Raw genomic sequence first — 19,272 nt, forward strand, 5'->3', positions numbered from 1 at the left:
GTACGATAGGTCTGTTTAATCTGCTAAGTTCCTTAGAATCGATTTTAAGGCATTTTTTGCTGAAATTTAAAAAGGACATGCTTCGCCATTTGATAACCAGCCTTTATAGATAAGCTTGTTACCAATTTTGAGCCGTCCTATGTTCTCGAAATGCTCAAGCACAGCCGCAACATGTACTCGTTTTATTCCGATACCTTTATGATCTCTATGCCTAAATCCACAGTCTTTGCATCACCTAGTACAGATAAGCAAACCTTAGCCCTGCCTTTTCTTTTATCAACCTTAATGATATGCCCTTCCATGCCCAGTAGAGGTCCTGACACAACCTGTACTTTATTCCCTTCTTTTACAATTACCTTGGATAACCCTATGAGCTCTCCTTGATTGCACAATCTCAATACTCTTTGCATTTCTTCTAAGGGGATGGCCTCAGGCTTTTCAAGGCCTAAAAACCTATGGATACTTGGTATCCTTTTCAATTTGTAATATGTATCTACATCTAGTTCTACGTTTAAAAAAAGATAGCCTGTAAACAATATCTTTTTAACATGCCTGGTCTCTCCTTGCCTTTTTTCAGGAATTATTCTTTGTGGAACGATCACTTTGATATCTTCGATTTCTTTCTCCACAAGCTTCTTTGCTTTCATTTCTTCATTGCTTTTTACATGCACTACATACCATTTTTTAATTGTTCTTCGCCTCCATCTTTTTGGATATGGAATCTACTTTCTCAGATAGTTTCATCAGTAGCTCTGGATCATTCTCCAATTCTATCCGTAGTTCCATCTTGATAGCGGTGATGGCATCTTTGATGCCTTTGCTGTACTGTAGCTTAAACTTTCTCTTTATACACTGCACTTCGTTCTAATGCGACAACAATTCTTGCTGCTTTTTCAATTGGCATGTTTTCTATTTCTTCTTGAGCTGTAGCAATCTTTTGTGCTAGGCCAATAGTCAACATTGAAGTTGTTGCTCCAATGGCATCAAAATTGTTGTTCTTTTTAGCTGCATCTACAATAATCCTTGTTTGTTCAGCTACTTCCTTCATTCTTTGCACAACTGCATTTTGACGCAATGCATATCTTCCAACACTGGATTTTGATATTTCATATCCTAATTCAGTTATTTCATCCGCAATTTCATGATAAGTAAAGTTAACATCAGCTAGTCTATCGTCTAATAACTGTCTTATCTCTTCTGGTAATTCATCTACCCTTGACTTGATTCTGTTTCTTTGTCTTTCTTTAGTCATTACAGCTCAACTCCAGGATCATCGATGGTCTCTTCAATCAAATCAACTCCCTTGGCCGTCAACTCCACCTGATCATCATCTTTAATTTCAGAGAGCTTTATAGCCGTAACAGTGATGTACTCCTTATCCTCTAAATAGTGTAGAATCTTTGTCATGTCTGCTGAAAATGTAACACCTCTCGAAATGAGAGCGCTTCGTATGCCATTCACACTGACGGAATCGGGGTAGAAAAGAGCTAGTGTCCTAAGAACTTGACCTCTTAACATTTTATTTTTCATTACTTGTGCTTCCACGTCATACACTCCTTTTGACAACTAACACGTCGTGTATTTTGTCTAGTTTCTTGTCAACGTTAGACATAGCCCTGATGAAATCATCTTTATGTACATATTCCTTGGCAATTCTTACTTTGTGTTCATTGAATTCTTCTTTCAATTCCTTAATATCTTCTTGGTTTTTGTTCGTCTTCCAGTTAGTTTCACTTATGTTTTTATCAATGCTCTTTTTGAATTCTTTGAGGAAATATGCAATTGTACCTAGTCCTAGCATTATTATAGTTTGTATGACCCAGCTTAGATTAAGTTCCATACTATGTCCTCGTTCCCAGCCGTTCAGTATTACTCAAAGCTTTTTGTATTTTAGCTGTTATGTTCTCAATGTCATTTGCTTTAAGTTTCACCTCAGGAAAAATCGTATTAGTTTTAGTAGCTTTAACTTTCTTTACCTTTTCCTCAATTGTGTTCATGATATAGGTTTGTGCATCTCCTAAACTTGCTTCAATTGCTTGTTTGTACTCTGGTTCTAAAGTCGTCAGAATTTCACTGTAGGCTTGCATTGCTAAATCGCTAAGCTCAGTCTTATCTTTCTTTCCAGACTTTACTGCTGCTCTAAGTACTTTTGCAGTTTTTTCCTCAATTTTGGTTACGGTTTTCTCTGCCACATCTTCCAGACGCCATAGTGCCATCTGTAATACTTCTCTTTTACTTTCCTCTTGAATCTTTTCTGTTTCTAGCTGCATTTTCTTTGATGCTTTGTTAAGAAAATATGTTACATATGCCCCTGCTAACCCGATTAGTCCAATTGCCACGCTGACAAGAATTTCCCTTAGTGCTGTTTGAATTGCGCTCATTATTCGCCCTCCTTTTTTTGAATATAAAAAAATCGTAGTATGATTTTTTATCACACTACGATTTTACATTTATTTTCTAGTATTTACTTTTGAAGGCTTCAACAAAGAATTCAGAACAGTGACAGTTGACTGTGATGCGGTTTGTTTCTTTCTTTTTTAACCAACTCCGAACATATTTCCCTTACCCATCTCTCAGTAAAGCCGTACTTTGCAGCTAACTCACGATAATTATATCCATTAAATTCTTCTTTTATGAGCTCTTTTCTCTTGGGGTCACAGGACTTCACAATCGTAGGGAAATATATTTGACTTCCTTGAACCATCTTAGCTAACTCTAATGTAGCTTCGAATCCTATTTTGGTTGCTATCGTATAATAAGGTTCATCCAAATCATCTATCGTAATCTTTTCTAACCAATTTTCCATGACCTCACCACCTTTATCATAATTAAGTTGGCTTAAAATATCAACACATTTTTTTATTTGAGGAAGTTGGAATTAACAAATCCAATCAACTCTCCACGTCTCACTACCCACCAGGTACCATCAAAATCAAACAACTTGTCAACCTTATACCCTGCTTTAAATTTACCTATGATTGTTCCCATTACATCATTTCTAACATTCAGGGACTCAGTAATAACTTCATGCCTATCTTCAAGAGTTTGTTCTTCTTTTTTCTCCTGGTGTAAATCTTTGAAAGGTAGCCCAAAGAACTCACATGCCGTTTTGATTTGTGCCCGTGCTGCATTCTTTCGGAAGGCACTTGAAAGGAGTAATTCTTTGTCAAGTGGGTTTGTCATGAACCCATTTTCAGACAAGTTTGCTGGCATATTTGTCGCTCGTAAAACATAGAAATTTGTCCAGTGATTTAATTGACTACCTATTATGCCTCTCGATGGATTCTCTAGAAGCTCTTTTGCATTTTTTTTCCATATCTCAGCGAATTTTTTAGAGTTTGCAGATGTGCCCCAGTAAAAGGACCAATGTCCTCTAACTCCAGCGTTACCGCTTGCATCCGCGTGAGTGGATAGATATAAATCTACTTTTTCAGCGTTCGCCGTTTCGACTCGGTGTGAGAGGGGAACCTCTTTCCCGTTCAATGGTTGTACTAATACAACTTTAAAGCCGTTGTGTTCTGCTAATTCCTTCGCCATCCCTACTACTGCGCTATTGAAAGCAAACTCTGGCAGTCCAGGGACGCCCTTATTCGGTGGGTATGTGTCTACGCCATGCCCTGCATCTAATGCTATGTACTTGTTAGATGGAGGGCTATCTACTTTTTTCCCGTAATTTCATATGGCTCCTTTGTATAGATCAAGATGCCATCCGCTACAGCTCTGTTGTCATAGTACTTGTTTTGAATCTTGCCTTCTACATCCATGGCGGAGCTTCCACCGCCATCCGCATTAATAGCTGTATTACATCCGAGTTCTAACATTACCCTTGCGCTCTCTACAGCAGTCAATCCTTTTTCTTTAGTCATTCTACCTTCTGTTACAACGAATATATAATTTTCCTGATTGTCACCTATCAATGTCCGGGGATGTGATTGGTTTGTAAAGGGAAACTTGTCACCTTTCATAATGTTCATTTTCCCACCGACTACCAAGCTGTATGACAATGATATTGCCCAATTTGCTTTTTTATACTTAGTTTTCAGTTGATTGGCTGTAATATCATCAATGTGTAATTTACCGTTCTCGTGAACTAGCTCTAAAAATGCGTCCCCTGCCCAGCTTTCAGAAAGCAGGAATCCAGAGTCTACGTAGAACATTCCGTAAGGAAGCGTTCTATTTCCATCAAAGAATCCACCGTTAACTGCACCGATTCTCTTGTATCCGTTAGCTTCAAAATACGAATGTCTTATCTGTTGCACCGGTTGTCGCTTTGTTCTATCTCCCAAGCAAGGCATTATGACAACACCTTGTTTTGGTACTTCGAGTACATGAATAGTAGTATCGTACCTTCTCATTGTGTACTTCATTATTTGTAATTTCAATTTACTTATCCCCCTTAGTATACTAATCTAATATCTAAATCCTGTATTCCCCATGCAATTGCACCCTCATAAGTCTCCTTGAATATGTCTATCCTTACATTTTTCTTATCATTTCTTAAAGCTCCCCCAGTATCTTGAATCTCTACTTCTCCAAAGTTAGGTATGTATATCTTAGTGCCATAAGGGAGGCGCTTGGGATCTGCTGCTGCATATATTTTACCTGGTGTTTTTCCTGTTGATGTTATGCTGGGATTAGCATCTGCATTTATTCCATTTCGATCATCACTAGGGCTGTAGGCCGTTACTTTAGCTCTAATTACTTCTAATCTCTCTATTTGTTCCTGAAGTTCTTTGATGAGCTCTTTTTCGTTAATTATGTTTTTATTCAATAAATCTTTTTCCAAATTCAGCTTATCAATCTGCATCCATAGCTCTTCATTTTGTTTCTGGTGTTCTTTTACAGTAGTATTCGTACTAGCCATGATAACCATTAAAAGCAATATCCCCCTTTTCTTACAAATAGCATTTAGTAGTTAGTCTCTAGGATCAAGGACGCTTCCTAGATACCTTTTATAATCTTCTTTTGCTAATGCTTCTTTTTCAGCTAAAAATTGTATTCTTTTAGCACATATGCATACCTTATCGGGTTCTGAAATATCTCTTATAATGCTTTTGGTTAAGTCCACAATCTCTTCTAGAACTTTAAGTTTCATCACTTGGGACCCCTTTCGTTAATGTCCACTTTTGGATTTTCTATAAGCATTTTTGGTAGCCATTATATTTCTTATAGATTTTTGTATATTCTTTGCCTTTTTAAAGCTACCATATTTGTACTCATAATCCCTCCAGTGAGCTAAACTCATTAATAATCCGAGATTATCTGGATCTAACTGATTATCTTCTCTGTTTATAGGTATTGCTTTTAAGGGTCTTATCTTTTTCAAAAACATACTTTCGCCTCCTTCCAACTATTCTATGTGTTGATAGCAAGCCACTTCATCATATTGGGGTTCTTCTGTTCTAACAATTCTTGTGTTACAAATTCGTTTACTGCAAAACAAACATTCATCCTTTATTTTGGTCATGCTTTTCATCCTTTCTTGTTGATAACTTGCCTATTTATCTAAATAAAGTTAATTGATCAAGTTTATATCTAAAATCTTCAAAATCAACTTCTAGTAGTTCTTCCTCGTGCATTTCATATCTCACTCTATATATTTTCTTGTCAATACAACTCACAGCTAATTCATAAAATGGATTACTGCCAGTTATATGTAGCCTTTGAACATTTACTATTTTATTCACATTAAATATATTATTTTTAACGACTATGACTGACATGTATGCTTCTCCTTTTTATTGCAATGTGACTTAACTTACAGTTTCAAAATTTTCTTCAAGTGTTTCTTGCGACAATTCTAACCACCCTAATTCATCATTAGTTAGTCTAATTTCTCCACCAACAACTCTAAATGAATCTTTCTGGATATTCCAAATAGTACCTTCTTCTATAGCTGTATATTCATTTTCTATTGTAAACCCATTGTCATCGCTCATTTCCAATGAAAAACCTTTAATACATTTCATTTTAATAAATGGTTCTACGTCTGTGCTTCCACATTTTGAACAAACGCATAAAAATCTAGTTGTTTCAGATATTGTGTGTGTTTTCCATTCGTTATTACATTTGTTACATTTTAACTCATACATTTTTATCCATCCTTTCATGTCGCATAATCTAAAAAAATGCGACTTACCATCCTAATTCAATCTCTTTTATATCACCATTTAACGCTAATTCAAATATCGTTCTCTTTTTATATGGCTTTACTTGTATTTTGTAACATGGAATATTATAAATTTCGCAAGGAGATAACGCCCAAGAACCTCCTTGTTTTCTTTTGTAATAGCCATGATGCCTTATTTCGCCCATATAAGTTACTTTTTCATCACTTACACTACCTATCCAACTTTGTAATTGTATAGTGATTTTTTCGCCTACTTTCAGATTTTTAACTTTTACAAGTAGCTCCAATTTCATCACCTCTTTGCTTTTCCGTTTCAATTAGAAGTCTTCTCTTCTAAATTATAGGCAGTAACCACCTTCATGCGTGCAATCCCCATCTTCTGTAGCATATGGACAGTCTATGCATTTATCCATCTTCATTCTCCTTTCACTTAATGATTACTTTTCCAACCCGACTTCCTGTCTTATCTTTTCAAACTTCCTCGCTAGCCTTCTTAACTTGTTCCTGCAAGTTCTGTGTTCTCTCTCATCCCATACAACCCTTAGACATTTCATCCAAAATTTTAATTTTAATATCATGTGTATCCCCCTTATTTTTCAAATAAATTTGTTTAACTTGCTATTAACTCAATCACATTATTGTTCTTAATCAAGTGACTCTTTAATGACTTGAATGAAGTCCAATAGGGTTGATAAGTAGTATACTTGAATCTTTCTTCCATCTCTTTAAGAAGCTTCTTTGATAACTTCTTATAAGCTTCTTTTTTATCCTTTTGAGAGAACATTGACCTGGTCGTTGGTTTGAAGAACCTACGCCTTTCCTCGCAATCTTCAAGATACCACTTTCCTTTTATAGAACCATTTACATAGACGGCTATGACATTTTTAAATTGTCCCATCCTCTCTAACTTTAATGTGACTTCATATCCATCACAATCCAGTTTCACTGATGTATAAAAGCTTTCAAGCTTAACCTCCACCTTTTTCCATTCTTCCGATTTCATTAGCAGCACTCCTCTTCAAAACATTTTTCTTAACTTTTGATAAAGCTTATCCTGGTATCTCTTCTCGATCCTAGCAACATAACTTTGAGATATACCTAGTCTTTGTGATACATCTATTTGTGTTAATCCCTGATATCTTAGCCTTATAGCCATTTGCCTTTTAGTAGATTGTTCTTCAATGCTTTCTTCAATTAGATTATCCTTTATGATCGATCTAGCTATGAGCTTCTCTTCTCTTCCAATAAAACTTTCTTCTAGATTTTCGTCACTAGCTAATGTTTCAAAATTATAGATACTAGATCCATCATCAAAGCTTAAGTTTTTAGCATCTAACCTCACGAATGTCCATCTACTCCCTTTTTTAAGTCTTTTGATATACAGGAGTATTTCGTTTTGTATGCATCTATTAGCATAAGTATCAAATCGTGTTTGCTTGCTAGGATCATAGCTATCTATTGCTTTAATCAAGCCAATGCAACCTACACTAAATATGTCTTCACTATCTTGATTTTTATACTTATAAGCTTCATATGCTACCAACCTCAAGTTTCGTTCGATAAGGTGTTTTCGAATTTCTTCATTATTCAATTCCCTAAATTGATTTATCAAACGTTTACTTTCCTCTTCTGTCATGGGTTCTTTAAAATTCACCTTGTGTAACAATTTTTCCACCGCCTCAGCTAGAGCGACTTCCTCTTAATTTCCAGTTACATTTTCTAGAGGCCATTCTTACAGTTGCTCCTTTTACATACGCCATATAATCTCTTTGCTTCTGCTCCCTTTGTTTAGTTCTTAACTCAATAACCTTTTCCACAAATTCCTCTTTGGATGGAAGCACGTTTGTCCCCCCTTTTTTTGCAACTTATTTTGCAAATTAGCAGCTTTTATTGAGTTGTTCCTTCGTCACATCATTCATTTTCAAATGTGAATCCATACATCAGAAGTGTTTCTTTATCCATGGGTTGACCAGCTAAAAAACCTTTATTCATTAGAAACCTTCCGCTCCGAATCATCTTGACCATTCTGTCTGTATTAGCTTTGTTTGGTAGAATTCCCCGTTCCTTTAATGACTTTTTCATGTCTTCAATATCAAACTCAATGTCAATTTTGATACTAATCATTTGTTTAGCCATCCTTCTCAACCACCTTCTCCACTTCAATTCTTTTAATCATCTTCTTTAATATTTCGATTAGCCTGCTACATCCATAACCGTCCAGCCACTCAAGGCGCTCTACCTCAAACATTTTCTTTACAAATCCATTGATTCTGTCATTGTCATTGTTCCAACCTAATTCTTCTGTCATTCTGTAGATAGTCTGTCTTTGAGCCTTCGTCGAACTTCTACCACCATCATCTGTTCTTTTTTGCTTTTTCTTCTTCTTGGGCCTAACCATCGCATCAATTACTTTGTTGGCTTGCGCTTTTGTCAATTGCTTCATGCTTTCCTTCTTAGATTCTCTATAAATGATCGTGTATAGATCTTCCTTTTCTAATCCAATCTCTCTAGCAGTCGCCCATATCTTCTTTATTTGCAAACCTGTAATAACTTCCATACTGCCAGCTCCTATCTTTTTTATGAAAAAGGACTAGTAAAACTAGTCCCTATTCATCTTTTTCATATTCAACGCCGATCTTCAATGTCTCATCTACGATAACAGCATGTTTTAGTTTTTTAATTGCATCCTGAAACCCCGGTGTCCCTTCTTCGTACCCTGATACTTCCATGAAGTTCACGATTCTTTCCCAAGCTGCTGCCTCTGTAATAAAATAAGCCCAATGCTCTGCTTCTTCTTGGCTATGTCCTATAGTCTTCAGAAATTCTACATCCTTTTCAAAATTACCCTTCAGCTTCTTTTTAGCTACTTTTGCTTTACCCTCTGAAAGGTTCATTTCTTCGATGATATCTAGCACCTTTCTCTCAGTGTAATTCCCACTTACCAAAGGCCCGACGACATTCTTAAAAGGTGCTGTAAGCTTATACTGTATCTCTTCTTTAGCAAAATCCTTCAGAATGTTCTCTGGTATTACTCCTCTTAAATACTCAATGCTTACCAACTCAACCTTTTCAGCAGTGGTAACTATTGCACAGTTGCTGTCATCACCATAAAACTTTACTTGCTTTACCTTGCTATTTTCCAACGCGGATGCAGCTTCATTCTGTATGGAAAGTTTATGTTTGTTCATTTCTTTTCTGCCATCTGCCATCAGTGCATCCCACTTAGCAAGTTCATTAACCACTTTTTTGATGTTATCCATCTACCTTGTCCCCCATTTCTTTAATACATTTAGAGCATACATGGTTGTTTTGGTACCTTACCACACCATCAATAGTTCTACAGAACATACATCTTGGAGTATGCTTTGAGATTATCAACTTCCCTGCCTCTACCTCAATATCAACTGCTTGCCCTTTGTCCATGTCAATTTCTCTTCTGATGTCCGAAGGAATGGTGAACCCTCCACTTTTATTAATCTTTTTTGTTTTCATATTATTTTGCCTCCTCAATTATATTTTTTGTAAGCTCATGGAGCTCATTAACAAATTTCAATATCTCTTCCTTGGCCACAATAATGTAGTTATCATAATTTTCTTCGTTGCGAATCTTTATGGTGGCTTTATCTATTTCATATTCCATTATGTCTCCTTTATATATTGTCATTACCTTTCTTAAAGTCCCCTTCTCAGAATGTGGCGCCTCTCCTATAGCTTCTTGGGCTTTTGTTCTAACTTTTGACAATCCAGCTTCATTGATAACTTTGGTTAAGCGATCATTTGCTTTCCAATCAAGGTCAGTCTCTTTCTTGGAATCAATCTCGTCCTCTTCTTTTCTAATATTCTCGAACAGTTCATCAACTTCACTTTTATCTCTTTTTTCTGCTATCAGATCCGCGATGCCCCACTTACCATAGTAGGTTTTGATTGTTAACTTTGATAAGCCATACTTCTCACTAATTGTTTCAATAGCAGTATTGTTCCAACCATATGCTATGCATTCTTTGAGCAAGGTTTCTTTATCAATACTTTTTTTCCTAGGCACAGTCTCTGTTTCCCCCTTTTCTAATACTTCTATCGTGGTGTTCCCATTGATAACTTCCAACTTCGATGTGGTAACAATGTAACTTCCTTGATGGATGGTAATGAAGCCGTCATATTCACCTACAACGATACCTTCGAAGGATTTTGAACTCTTAGGCTTTTTAGAGTTGCAAGTGACTTTAATCCTATCTCCCTTTTGAAATTCCAACATTTCCTTTGGCTTCTACTCGATTGATAAAGAGCTTTAAAGCTCCTTTGCCGATGTATTCTTTTTCGATGTAGTTTTTTATCTCTTCAATCGTCCTTTCTTTTGTTTCTAAACCCTCCACCAGGCTATTGATATTTACCTTTAAATTTTCTTCAAGTCTCTTCCGTTGTGCAGCTCCTTCCATCTTGATCAAGACATCTTCCATTTTACGCCCTCCTTTTTATTAAGTTTTCTAACCGCTCTATTTCCTTCTGGCAGCTTCCCAGCATACGCTTCAACATCTGTAGGTCTTCTGTCATTTCATCCTCATAGTGGAGTCGGCTGGCTTTATCTTTCATCAATTGCGTTTTGTTTTCTGCACATGCTGGGTGGATGAATTGTTCATTGTAGAGAATCCAATCATCTTCCCAAACGAGATCATCACACACCCAACAGGTGTCTAAAATACAGCCACTTGCCATTACAGCATCATCATTTTACTAACCTTTTCGATTGTCTTCAGGTCAATTTCTCGTTCGTCTTCCACCAGGCGTAATACGTTTCTCAGTGTTCGATCCAATAAGCGGAAGCAGCCAGTGTTACTATTCGTGCCACGAATAATCAGTTCTTCCCTTGCTCTATCAGATATTTTGCAAAACTGTAAGTACTCAATTACTTCTTCCCTAGACAAGCCTTTAAGAGTAATGCAGAAATCTACTCTGTTAGCAAATCTGGCAATAAAGCCCTTTACCATGCTCTCTAATTTCGGTTCTCCGGCAATAACCAAACCTACTGTGTCCTGGTCAAATATTGTTCTAAGAATCTCCATCTTTTTTTGTGTGTACTTTGTAACTAGCTTGTCAGCTTCGTCCACGATTAAGAGGTACCCTCGATTCACTTCGAAAAATTCCTTAATTCCCTTGACTCTTTTCCAGATCGAACCGTAACCCTGAGGCAGCCCTATAGCTTCTTCAATAGCCTCCACTAAGTCTCTACTTCCCATGGAATCATCACATTCCACATAACACACTCGGTCTAGCTTTGCATATTCCTTCAATGTTTCGGTCTTTCCAAAGCCTGATTTACCTACGATAACACCAAGCCCTTGATCTTCTTGGCACCCCTGGCATACTCCCATGATGTCCTCCACATCTCGCGTAATGAAAAGTTCATCTCTTAGTTGTCGCACTACCTTCTCTTTTCCTGCCTGTTTTTCATCTAAAAACCTTCTGATTGCAAGTTCTAACTCGATTGATTCATAGTCACCTGATAAGTATCTAGATAATGCAGTTCTGCTGTACCCAATCTCCTTGCTTGCTTTTTCTTTACTCATGCCAGTTCTCTTTAAAAGCTCCTCCATCTCCTGTGCAAGCTCCGGTGCATTTCTATATAGTTGTACTGCCATTATTAATCATCCTTTCTATCCTAGTTTTTTTAGTGCAGCTAAGGCTTTCGCCGATTGACGTTCAAAATATTCATTCTCATCACTTTTTTGCTTTGTCTTTTTGTGTTTGAGTTCATCTTTATATTGTTCGTCCTGGGGAATCGCCACAACTTTGTCATTCTTATTCGCCATTTCAGGTGTGACAATCTTTTTATCAGCATTTTCAATAATATCTTTCTCATGCTGCTGTCTTTCCTCGTAAGTCATCTGGCGATATTTTACTTTATCAGTCTCATTTCTTAAATGACGTTTTTGATCTTTATTGTGCTCTTCAAAGGCCTTTTGTGACAGTTTTGGTGCGATTCGTAACAGTTCATAAGATACAGCTTCACAAACTTTTTTACCTTCTTTGTTATAAACATAAATTCTTGTAATATCTTCTGGATGGTACCTGATATCAACTCTTTGTCCAATGTATTTTGATAAATCTTGATTTTGATAGGTAAATTGCCTTCCCATCCCGTGTAATCTTGATTCCCATGTTGGTTACACTTCGCTCTTCACTTTCTAATAAGAGACTTAAAGCATATTCCAATGGTGGCGCTGCTTTATAATATCTTTCAGCGTGGTGAAATACATCGACTGGAACAGGGCTTTCTTCCCCTTGATCCTTTAATCCGCCATGGACCCTCGTATGATACTTTTCTACCACCCATTTTTCAAATTTCTGTGCAAATTCTTCCATTGTCATTAACTCGCCATTTTCTAGCATCTTTGCAATATCTTTCTTCACCTTGGCGTCGGTCTTTGATCCCGTTAACGTGCCGGTGTAACTAATCGTTCTCTTTGTGAACTTCTCACATACAGTTCCAAAAAATCTCTCCACTTGCGCCTTGCTCCACGGTTGGAATGGAAGAGATCTCATATCATCTTCAATACCTATGCTACGGTAAAAACCTTTCACGTCTGCATCCAGTTGTACCCTGATTTTTCTAGACCTTCCTGTTAGAGATTCCGCCGTATACTCTTTCCCATTGTCAATCAAGAGATATTTACAAACCCCGTAAGGTAGTAATGAATTTACTTTAGGATAAAAAGCATTTATCAAACTCTTCTTGATGATGAGTGCATCAGGATTCTCTGCAACAGCCCAACCCACTAAAGTTCTACTTCTCATATCCAACCAACCAACCAATGCAGGACGTATTGCTTGGAGCTTTCCATTGGATCTTCTCACAGACACCCAACAGTCAAATGAATGAACATCTCCTTGCAGCACTTCCAGTACTTGAAGACTTTCAACGTCTCTTTTCCGTTTCATCATAAAATCATTCTTCCACTGCCGTTTCCCTCTAGCCACTAATGCAGTTGCCCCTTCTCCGTCTTCCTTCTCTATATGTCCAATGTATCTCCATACGGTGTCATAGCTAGGGAGAGGTAATCCTTTTTCAATTGTCCAATCCTCCAGGTCTTCGTATAGGTTTGTCAGCGGTTGATTGTTCTCTTGGAATACTTTGGAATAAAAGATATTTTCAATTTTCGTCTTCACCGGCTCCGTCAGAGACGGGAATTGGTTTTTCTCCCGTGGCTTTCGGCATAAAGCAAGAACCATGAAATAGTCATAATTTTTCTTGCTAGCTTCTTCCATGGTATCTGCCCAGGCTTTAGCTTCTATATAATCTTTCACGCGACTTAGTAACGTTCGACTGCTAACCTCTAACTTTTTTGCAATTTCCGTTGCGAATTTCGTTTTGTTTTTCCCTTCATAATTGAGATAGATTTCAATTTGCTTAGAAATCTCCACCGCCTCATAAAAATATTTACTGTAGTTCTTTCTGTACCAAGATATGTCCACTTGGGTATACCAAGGAGCTTCCTCTTTATTATCAGGAACTTCATGCTTTGCTTTATAAGTTCGTCGAGCTTTTTTAGTTAATGAGTCCAGGGCTACCATCACCCTATCCTTCCCACCGCTCTCCGACGGCTCAATTGTTGTTTCAAAGTCTTCTTTGTTACGCTGAATTTTTCTATAAAGCGTATAGTAGGCAACTCCTTCTAGCTTAGCCGCTTCCTCTATGCTAATGTATGCTTCCAAGATATCCCCCCTTTACAGTTGGCATGGGGAGAGTGTATAATGAAGGGGATTAGAACTCGTACTGTCAGTTTCTAATTATCCTAGTTTTTCGAGGTGTCGCTCTGGTGCGATGCCTCTTTTCTTTTTTGCTAAGATATTCCCCTTCATTGGTTCTCCTTTCATGCCGTTTTACTTTTTACCGCTATCTTTTTTGCCTGTTCACCTTCGATTACAGATCGAATTTTGTCACGGTAATCATAGCCAGGGCGCAGTCCATACAAAATCATAGAGAGAAACCTTTCATCTATGCCTATGCTTTCACTTAATTCTCGCTGAGTCATATCCAGCTCTAGAAGGCTTTGCTTGATCCATAGACCAAATTCTGTCATCTTGTTCTTCCTCATATGTCTCACCACCTTCCTCTTACACTAGTTGTTCCTAATGACAAATATCGTTGCAGGTCCTTCCTCTTTAATGCGAGAACCATTTCCCTTCACTTGATAAAATTGCCCCGGACTTACTTTAATCATCTTAGCTCCATGTCGATTGGCTAGTTCTTTAGCTAGCTCCTTCTCCTTGTAGTCCTTTAGCTTCTTTCCTAGTCCAAAGAACACATCATCGTCCCCCTTAACTTCTTCTTTCTTAGCAATCCCAAATGTTTCTTCGAAAGAAACACCCTCTTGCCTTGCTTCACAAATCCTACTCTTCTCATCATCGAACACCCAAAGCACATTTACTTCTAACAAAGGTTCTATTTCAAACGTCCTGCCTACGTACTTCTTCAGCACATTAGATGTATAATTTTTGTTTTTATACCTTATAGATCCACCCTTGCCAACCTTTCTTTTCTCTATCACATAAACGCCCCCTTCTTTAGCTAGCAGTAGCCAGTATTTCATCTCTTTCACTTCGTAATGCTACAATCTGTCTTTTTAGCTCCTGCTTTCTTAGCTCCACACCAGGTGTATTAAAAATGTCTATGTGCTCCTTCGCTAACCTGGTGTGTAATAATGTAATTTCTTTCAGCCTGTCCCATTGCTGCTCGTTTAAATTCCTGATATGCTGCAATGTTAGCTTCATATCTAAGCCTCCTTTCCTTTGTTTATATTTAATTGATACCTTTTAAAGGTTTGTCCCTCTTCTTTGTAGAATTTTGTGATATAGGAAGGGGGTGAACCTTATGAAATACAAACAACATGATATTAATGGGAAAGGATTTTATGTCGATCCCGAGTTACTAGCTCACGACTTAGCTATCCTGAAAATATCTAAGTCCGAAAAGCTTAAAGAGTCAACAAATGAATTTCTGTATTACCAAGCCTACATTGAAGCGCTTCATGATTTTAGAACTATGGTAGATGGCAAAATTCGTTATGACAGTACTATCTCGGTTGATAATCGTGCTAAAACTGCTTTAAGTAACGACTAATCTCTTATACTCTTTCTTGCTGGGGTCATAAGGGCAGTTCCCTCTACTCTCCCTATTGCTTCTTTTAAAACTCCAATAGTGTATAGAGCGGTTAAATTGCCCTTCCCCTCTTCTTCCATTTCATCAACTATCAATTTGATTATTTTATTAATAACTACATCTTTTTCAACCATCATTTTCACCTCCTCTCAACGTTGAATTTTCAAAGAAATATACTTATCTACATTAAATCCTTCTTTCTCCGGCACCATGCAGGGTGTGCCTTGCAGCTCTATACAGGTCTTTAAGATAAAAACCCGTGAAAGGATGTACACAATACATATGTTTGGTTAATACTTCTTAAATATGGTAAAATGTTTGTAGGAAAGTTCTAACATAATTAAATTATACCACAAATGAGAACTAAGTCAATAATTAATTCTCATTATTTCAACATAGAAACACATTAATACAAATAAGGAGAACATTAAGGGGGAGTTTGTAATGATTGAGAACTTTTCTACAGTAGGGAAAAGAATAGAAAAATCACTTGAAGTGCTTGGAATTAAAGCTGTTGATGTATGCAGATCATCTGGAATATCTAAAAACGCTATGAGTAACTACATAAATGGCAATAGAGTGCCAAATGCCGAAATTCTCGTTAAGTTATCTGATGTTCTCAAAGTTTCAATTGATTGGTTGCTAACAGGCAAGGGCAAAGGTCCTGAAAAAGCAGCTAATTTTATTTTTCAAGAACCGGTAATAGAACAGGATCTAGTAGCAGAGTCAGAAGCTTCTTACTTCCATCAAGTGGAAGACATCGTTCGTTATAACATTGAAATAGGAAAAAATATTACTCACGTTAGAGAAGATGCCAAGATGGATGTTGAGCAGCTGGCAGCAGCTATAAATATTAAACCACAGGCTTTAAAGGATTATGAGTCAGGAAAAAAGGTTATCCCTTCCTATGTGATCCACCGGATATGCAAGGAACTTTCGGTGCTTCCACTTTTCTTGCTCGATCCAGAAGAAGTAATAGATAAGGAATACAAATCCGAAAACGCAGACTTCGGGCATTCCTTGACTCAATTTGAGCAAGATACACTTCACTTTTTCAGGGAATTATCCAGGAGTGACCAGGAAGAAATTGCACATATGATTACATTCAAGCATGAAAAAGGTAACAAAAAGGGACGCTCATCCAGATCCACGAATGGAGACAACAGAAACGATGAACAAGCAGCAGCCAGTGAAAAAAAGATGGCTTAATTTTTATGTCTTTTGTTAGAGTTTTCTAACGTTATTTTTTGTCCCATTTGTTGGAGTTTTCATACAAAATACACTGTTTTTTTGTTCAATTGCTTTTTGTCTTATTTTTATCGTATTGTAGCCTTCTACCTATTGCAAAAACTTCAATTGAACAGGTTTTATCAAAAGACTCGATTTTGTTCAATTGCTTTTTGGCAATTTGCAGTGTATTTTTTACATATTATGGTTAAAAACCAACTTTGTTTTTTTATGATGAAACTCTAGTAACGGTTGATTTTACTCAATTCTTGAATTTTATTTTGTTAATTGTAACGTTCACTAACGTTTCGACTAACGGTTTTTGAGTTTTTCAAAAATGTCCCATTGCTTATTAAAATTCAAAAAACGTAAAAAAGCACTTAAACCCTTATATTACAAAGGTTTAAGTGCTTTTACGTTTGATTTTAAATTTAATTTGCATTTTAATTTGCAATTATCCCGCAGGCCTATCCCACTCCACACCGACTTCCCCCTAGGCTTCCCATGATAACTGGGTTTGTCGTGACTTAACTCGACCTATCCCGGTTCTAATTTTACCCTGTGTCTTATGCAGGTTATCTTACAAATCTACATTCAGTGCTTCTAATCTAGGAAACAAAATATTATTCTCAAGATGGATGTGCTCCTGACTTCGGAACATCATTCATAATAAAAAGTGCTGAAGCCATCTGTTTACAGAGGTTTCAGTACTTTTTATTTTTGTTTTGCACTCACTACATCTTTTTAATTATATTGGAGATTTCATTACTCAGTAGAACATTCTTTTCAATTTTAAATATGTCTTGGTTTATTTTGCTCTTAAATAATTTGTCTGAGATCATATATAATTTGTCTACTTTGTAATCAATCTCATCTATAACAAACCCTTCTAGACCATTGATTATTTCATGGGTAGATATTTCAACGTTTTTCTCTTCTAATTTATACTCTAATACTCTCTGGATGACTAAGGCCAAATAACAAATTAAAAAATGTGACCGGATTCTTCGTTCTTTAAAGTGATACACAGGTCTTGCTTTTAAATTTGTTTTTAATATTCTGAAGGACTCTTCAATTTTATACAGGGATTTATAAGCCACCATTATATCTGCTGGATTCATCTCTACTTTATTGGTAACGATGTAAAAATATCCGAAATTCTCTTGTTCTTGTTTAATTTTTTCTTCATCGATCTCAATGTTTATTTTCTCTTTAGGATTATCAACAGCTTTGTAATACTTGCTTTTAGATTTAGTTGTTGAATTAATTGTAAAATCTTTTATATTTTTTTTCGCTCTTTCAAGCATTTTATCTTGTTTAAACATCTCCCGTTCTTTGTAGACATCTGAATATTTTTTTATGATTAATTCATCATAGGTTTCATCATTGTGACTCACTTTTCTTTTACTGGTGATATAGCCGCTTTTATATTTAGCCTCGGCTTTAGAAGTGATGTTCCAAGATGAATTGAATTTCTTCTCTTTTAGATCTTTAGGCACTGCACTGCCCTTAGAACCTACAATGTAGTTAAGCCCTTTGCCACGGATCATTTCTAAGTTAGCCCTTGAATTTAAGCCTCTGTCAGCAACGATAATAATTTCTTTTATGGTGTAATTATTTAATATATCGTCAATGACCTCTTCCATGGTATGTAATTCATGTTTGTTGCCTTTGAAAAGCCTATAGGAAATAGGGATGCCATTTGTGTCTATTAATAAACCCATAACCACTTGTGTTTCATTTCTTTTATTATCCTTACTCATGCCTCTTTCTCTAAAACCGTCTTCATCAAAAGACTCAAAGTAATAGGTTGTGCAGTCATAAAAGGCTAAAGATATATTTCTTTCTGGAACAATCTTTTCCATATGTTTATTGAGATGTTTGAAAAGTTTGTTTTCATTCATTTCAAAATTACTATCATAAGACGTTATTAGTTCTTCTAATTCGTGAGAGGTATTGTTTATGTTAGTTTCTAATATTTTTTTAGCCTCTGAATCAACGGTATCTAAGAGAATCTCCATATCGTTTATGACTTGAATGCCATCTTGTAACGCTTTAGATTTATGTTTATTAAATCCAGAAAAAACATCCAAAGAGGAATAAATATTATCGTTATTTACAAAATTAAAATCATACAGGAAATCATCCTTTCTAGTAGCTACTTCAAGCTTACTAGAAGGATTGAATAATCTACCAAGTACTTGATAGAACATCATATCGCTAAAAGAATAATCAAGTTTAGAGTCTTTGACCATCTTAGAAAAGAAACTTTGTAATTTCAATTGGTTAAAGATTTCTAAGTATGGTAGATAGCCAATATTTTTATGCTTAAGAGAAAGCTTATCTTTTGACATGGATACAATAAAATCTTCAAAGTTTTCAAATCCTCGAGAAGCTTCATCTAGTCTAATCATTTCTTTTAGCTCAGCTTCAGCTTGCACAAGAGCTTTCTTACCTGATTTAGAATCCAAATCATGAGTACCAAAACCTTTAATCTGAATTTTTTTTGATTTCTTAGTTTCAGGATCTCTAATCCCCTTAGCAATTGATATGAAATACTTACCATTTGGTCTTTTAGATTTACTAATATACATGCACAATCCCTCCATAAAATCCCTCTAACTACATTATACATCATATTATTCACCACGACAAGTCGTGGGCGTAAATAAACAAAAAAATAATGAGAAATGTTCAAATTTAAACATTTACTCATCATTTGTTCTGAATTTATGTTCTGAAGTCAGGTTATACTTGGACT

At 36.3% G+C, this 19,272-nt stretch carries 36 protein-coding genes; 2 read left to right on the plus strand and 34 right to left on the minus strand.

The features are described 5' to 3' along the window. Nucleotides 1–182 precede the first annotated feature (182 nt). From loaP to AMET_RS21970, 32 genes are all read right to left on the minus strand, one after another. Nucleotides 183–722 carry an antiterminator LoaP gene (loaP, locus tag AMET_RS21835; protein ID WP_330368775.1) on the minus strand — a complete coding sequence of 180 codons (540 nt, stop codon included), beginning with the start codon at nucleotides 720–722 and terminating at the stop codon, nucleotides 183–185. Beyond that, on the minus strand, nucleotides 685–858 hold the full coding sequence (locus AMET_RS26055; RefSeq protein ID WP_012065362.1) for a hypothetical protein: 174 nt from the start codon (nucleotides 856–858) through the stop codon (nucleotides 685–687). Before AMET_RS26055 ends, loaP begins: the two co-directional genes overlap by 38 nt. Then, the gene (locus AMET_RS21840) at nucleotides 833–1,252 is read right to left on the minus strand and encodes a phage protein Gp27 family protein (RefSeq protein WP_012065363.1); all 420 of its coding nucleotides are present in this window, start codon (nucleotides 1,250–1,252) and stop codon (nucleotides 833–835) included. The genes AMET_RS26055 and AMET_RS21840 overlap by 26 nt, the downstream gene beginning before the upstream one ends. After that, nucleotides 1,252–1,545, minus strand: a complete 294-nt coding sequence (locus AMET_RS21845) for a hypothetical protein (RefSeq protein ID WP_011971548.1) — start codon at nucleotides 1,543–1,545, stop codon at nucleotides 1,252–1,254. Before AMET_RS21845 ends, AMET_RS21840 begins: the two co-directional genes overlap by 1 nt. Before the next feature lies 1 nt (nucleotide 1,546). Further along, complete coding sequence (locus AMET_RS21850) at nucleotides 1,547–1,840, minus strand: hypothetical protein (RefSeq protein ID WP_011971547.1); 294 nt, start codon at nucleotides 1,838–1,840, stop codon at nucleotides 1,547–1,549. Between the two features lies 1 nt (nucleotide 1,841). After that, nucleotides 1,842–2,381 (minus strand): hypothetical protein, encoded by a 540-nt coding sequence (locus AMET_RS21855; RefSeq protein ID WP_011971546.1) that lies wholly within the window; start codon nucleotides 2,379–2,381, stop codon nucleotides 1,842–1,844. Nucleotides 2,382–2,491: 110 nt separating this feature from the next. Further along, nucleotides 2,492–2,806, minus strand: a complete 315-nt coding sequence (locus tag AMET_RS21860) for a Mor transcription activator family protein (RefSeq protein ID WP_011971545.1) — start codon at nucleotides 2,804–2,806, stop codon at nucleotides 2,492–2,494. Nucleotides 2,807–2,859: 53 nt separating this feature from the next. Next, on the minus strand, nucleotides 2,860–3,633 hold the full coding sequence (locus tag AMET_RS21865; protein ID WP_083760799.1) for an N-acetylmuramoyl-L-alanine amidase family protein: 774 nt from the start codon (nucleotides 3,631–3,633) through the stop codon (nucleotides 2,860–2,862). Between the two features lie 23 nt (nucleotides 3,634–3,656). Next, on the minus strand, nucleotides 3,657–4,382 hold the full coding sequence (locus AMET_RS21870) for a phosphodiester glycosidase family protein (protein ID WP_041720244.1): 726 nt from the start codon (nucleotides 4,380–4,382) through the stop codon (nucleotides 3,657–3,659). 14 nt (nucleotides 4,383–4,396) lie between these two features. Continuing rightward, the gene (locus AMET_RS21875) at nucleotides 4,397–4,864 is read right to left on the minus strand and encodes a 3D domain-containing protein (RefSeq protein WP_198135371.1); all 468 of its coding nucleotides are present in this window, start codon (nucleotides 4,862–4,864) and stop codon (nucleotides 4,397–4,399) included. Nucleotides 4,865–4,915: 51 nt separating this feature from the next. Further along, nucleotides 4,916–5,095, minus strand: coding sequence for a hypothetical protein (locus tag AMET_RS21880; RefSeq protein ID WP_011971541.1), 180 nt, complete (start codon nucleotides 5,093–5,095; stop codon nucleotides 4,916–4,918). An 18-nt stretch (nucleotides 5,096–5,113) separates the two neighbouring features. After that, entirely contained in the window at nucleotides 5,114–5,332 is a 219-nt protein-coding gene (locus AMET_RS21885) for a hypothetical protein (RefSeq protein WP_041720243.1), read from the minus strand. A 169-nt stretch (nucleotides 5,333–5,501) separates the two neighbouring features. Then, entirely contained in the window at nucleotides 5,502–5,723 is a 222-nt protein-coding gene (locus AMET_RS21890; protein WP_011971538.1) for a hypothetical protein, read from the minus strand. 30 nt (nucleotides 5,724–5,753) lie between these two features. Then, nucleotides 5,754–6,092: a hypothetical protein gene (locus AMET_RS21895; RefSeq protein WP_011971537.1), complete on the minus strand. Its 339-nt coding sequence runs from the start codon at nucleotides 6,090–6,092 to the stop codon at nucleotides 5,754–5,756. 43 nt (nucleotides 6,093–6,135) lie between these two features. Continuing rightward, a complete protein-coding gene (locus AMET_RS21900; RefSeq protein WP_011971536.1) occupies nucleotides 6,136–6,447 on the minus strand; it encodes a hypothetical protein in 312 nt (103 codons plus the stop codon). A gap of 120 nt (nucleotides 6,448–6,567) precedes the next feature. Then, nucleotides 6,568–6,708, minus strand: coding sequence for a hypothetical protein (locus AMET_RS26060; RefSeq protein WP_157047129.1), 141 nt, complete (start codon nucleotides 6,706–6,708; stop codon nucleotides 6,568–6,570). A gap of 32 nt (nucleotides 6,709–6,740) precedes the next feature. Further along, nucleotides 6,741–7,133, minus strand: a complete 393-nt coding sequence (locus tag AMET_RS21905) for a hypothetical protein (protein WP_041720240.1) — start codon at nucleotides 7,131–7,133, stop codon at nucleotides 6,741–6,743. Between the two features lie 15 nt (nucleotides 7,134–7,148). Beyond that, nucleotides 7,149–7,805, minus strand: a complete 657-nt coding sequence (locus tag AMET_RS21910; RefSeq protein ID WP_011971534.1) for a sigma-70 family RNA polymerase sigma factor — start codon at nucleotides 7,803–7,805, stop codon at nucleotides 7,149–7,151. Between the two features lie 4 nt (nucleotides 7,806–7,809). After that, nucleotides 7,810–7,971: a hypothetical protein gene (locus AMET_RS26065; protein WP_011971533.1), complete on the minus strand. Its 162-nt coding sequence runs from the start codon at nucleotides 7,969–7,971 to the stop codon at nucleotides 7,810–7,812. Nucleotides 7,972–8,041: 70 nt separating this feature from the next. Then, nucleotides 8,042–8,266 carry a hypothetical protein gene (locus AMET_RS21915; RefSeq protein ID WP_011971532.1) on the minus strand — a complete coding sequence of 75 codons (225 nt, stop codon included), beginning with the start codon at nucleotides 8,264–8,266 and terminating at the stop codon, nucleotides 8,042–8,044. Then, a complete protein-coding gene (locus AMET_RS21920; protein ID WP_011971531.1) occupies nucleotides 8,259–8,687 on the minus strand; it encodes a regulatory protein GemA in 429 nt (142 codons plus the stop codon). Before AMET_RS21920 ends, AMET_RS21915 begins: the two co-directional genes overlap by 8 nt. A 49-nt stretch (nucleotides 8,688–8,736) precedes the next feature. After that, nucleotides 8,737–9,390, minus strand: a complete 654-nt coding sequence (locus AMET_RS21925) for a hypothetical protein (protein WP_011971530.1) — start codon at nucleotides 9,388–9,390, stop codon at nucleotides 8,737–8,739. Then, the gene (locus tag AMET_RS21930; protein ID WP_012063120.1) at nucleotides 9,383–9,622 is read right to left on the minus strand and encodes an AbrB/MazE/SpoVT family DNA-binding domain-containing protein; all 240 of its coding nucleotides are present in this window, start codon (nucleotides 9,620–9,622) and stop codon (nucleotides 9,383–9,385) included. Before AMET_RS21930 ends, AMET_RS21925 begins: the two co-directional genes overlap by 8 nt. Before the next feature lies 1 nt (nucleotide 9,623). Further along, nucleotides 9,624–10,382, minus strand: coding sequence for a hypothetical protein (locus AMET_RS21935; RefSeq protein ID WP_041720237.1), 759 nt, complete (start codon nucleotides 10,380–10,382; stop codon nucleotides 9,624–9,626). Further along, on the minus strand, nucleotides 10,357–10,584 hold the full coding sequence (locus AMET_RS21940) for a hypothetical protein (RefSeq protein ID WP_011971527.1): 228 nt from the start codon (nucleotides 10,582–10,584) through the stop codon (nucleotides 10,357–10,359). Before AMET_RS21940 ends, AMET_RS21935 begins: the two co-directional genes overlap by 26 nt. Before the next feature lies 1 nt (nucleotide 10,585). Next, entirely contained in the window at nucleotides 10,586–10,840 is a 255-nt protein-coding gene (locus AMET_RS21945; protein WP_011971526.1) for a hypothetical protein, read from the minus strand. Beyond that, nucleotides 10,840–11,763 (minus strand): AAA family ATPase, encoded by a 924-nt coding sequence (locus AMET_RS21950; RefSeq protein ID WP_011971525.1) that lies wholly within the window; start codon nucleotides 11,761–11,763, stop codon nucleotides 10,840–10,842. Before AMET_RS21950 ends, AMET_RS21945 begins: the two co-directional genes overlap by 1 nt. A 15-nt stretch (nucleotides 11,764–11,778) precedes the next feature. After that, the gene (locus AMET_RS24615) at nucleotides 11,779–12,261 is read right to left on the minus strand and encodes a Mu transposase C-terminal domain-containing protein (protein ID WP_049765318.1); all 483 of its coding nucleotides are present in this window, start codon (nucleotides 12,259–12,261) and stop codon (nucleotides 11,779–11,781) included. After that, nucleotides 12,200–13,837, minus strand: a complete 1,638-nt coding sequence (locus AMET_RS21955) for a transposase domain-containing protein (protein ID WP_049765319.1) — start codon at nucleotides 13,835–13,837, stop codon at nucleotides 12,200–12,202. Before AMET_RS21955 ends, AMET_RS24615 begins: the two co-directional genes overlap by 62 nt. Before the next feature lie 158 nt (nucleotides 13,838–13,995). Further along, nucleotides 13,996–14,220, minus strand: coding sequence for a transcriptional regulator (locus AMET_RS21960; RefSeq protein WP_011971523.1), 225 nt, complete (start codon nucleotides 14,218–14,220; stop codon nucleotides 13,996–13,998). Between the two features lie 24 nt (nucleotides 14,221–14,244). Further along, complete coding sequence (locus AMET_RS21965; protein WP_041720235.1) at nucleotides 14,245–14,673, minus strand: BC1881 family protein; 429 nt, start codon at nucleotides 14,671–14,673, stop codon at nucleotides 14,245–14,247. Nucleotides 14,674–14,689: 16 nt separating this feature from the next. Further along, the gene (locus AMET_RS21970) at nucleotides 14,690–14,896 is read right to left on the minus strand and encodes a hypothetical protein (protein WP_011971521.1); all 207 of its coding nucleotides are present in this window, start codon (nucleotides 14,894–14,896) and stop codon (nucleotides 14,690–14,692) included. Between the two features lie 100 nt (nucleotides 14,897–14,996). On the opposite strand from AMET_RS21970, the gene AMET_RS21975 reads away from it, so the two are divergent. Continuing rightward, complete coding sequence (locus tag AMET_RS21975; protein ID WP_041720233.1) at nucleotides 14,997–15,245, plus strand: hypothetical protein; 249 nt, start codon at nucleotides 14,997–14,999, stop codon at nucleotides 15,243–15,245. Here AMET_RS21975 and AMET_RS25295 read toward each other — a convergent pair. Then, entirely contained in the window at nucleotides 15,242–15,421 is a 180-nt protein-coding gene (locus AMET_RS25295) for a hypothetical protein (RefSeq protein WP_012063119.1), read from the minus strand. The two genes, AMET_RS21975 and AMET_RS25295, sit on opposite strands and share 4 nt — an antisense overlap. Before the next feature lie 307 nt (nucleotides 15,422–15,728). On the opposite strand from AMET_RS25295, the gene AMET_RS24620 reads away from it, so the two are divergent. Then, nucleotides 15,729–16,493 carry a helix-turn-helix domain-containing protein gene (locus tag AMET_RS24620; protein ID WP_011971519.1) on the plus strand — a complete coding sequence of 255 codons (765 nt, stop codon included), beginning with the start codon at nucleotides 15,729–15,731 and terminating at the stop codon, nucleotides 16,491–16,493. Nucleotides 16,494–17,245: 752 nt separating this feature from the next. On the opposite strand, the gene AMET_RS21985 is transcribed toward AMET_RS24620, so the two are convergent. Further along, the gene (locus AMET_RS21985) at nucleotides 17,246–19,105 is read right to left on the minus strand and encodes an IS1634 family transposase (protein ID WP_041720256.1); all 1,860 of its coding nucleotides are present in this window, start codon (nucleotides 19,103–19,105) and stop codon (nucleotides 17,246–17,248) included. Nucleotides 19,106–19,272 lie beyond the last annotated feature (167 nt).

This window comes from Alkaliphilus metalliredigens QYMF, assembly GCF_000016985.1.
Classification (GTDB): domain Bacteria; phylum Bacillota; class Clostridia; order Peptostreptococcales; family Natronincolaceae; genus Alkaliphilus_A; species Alkaliphilus_A metalliredigens.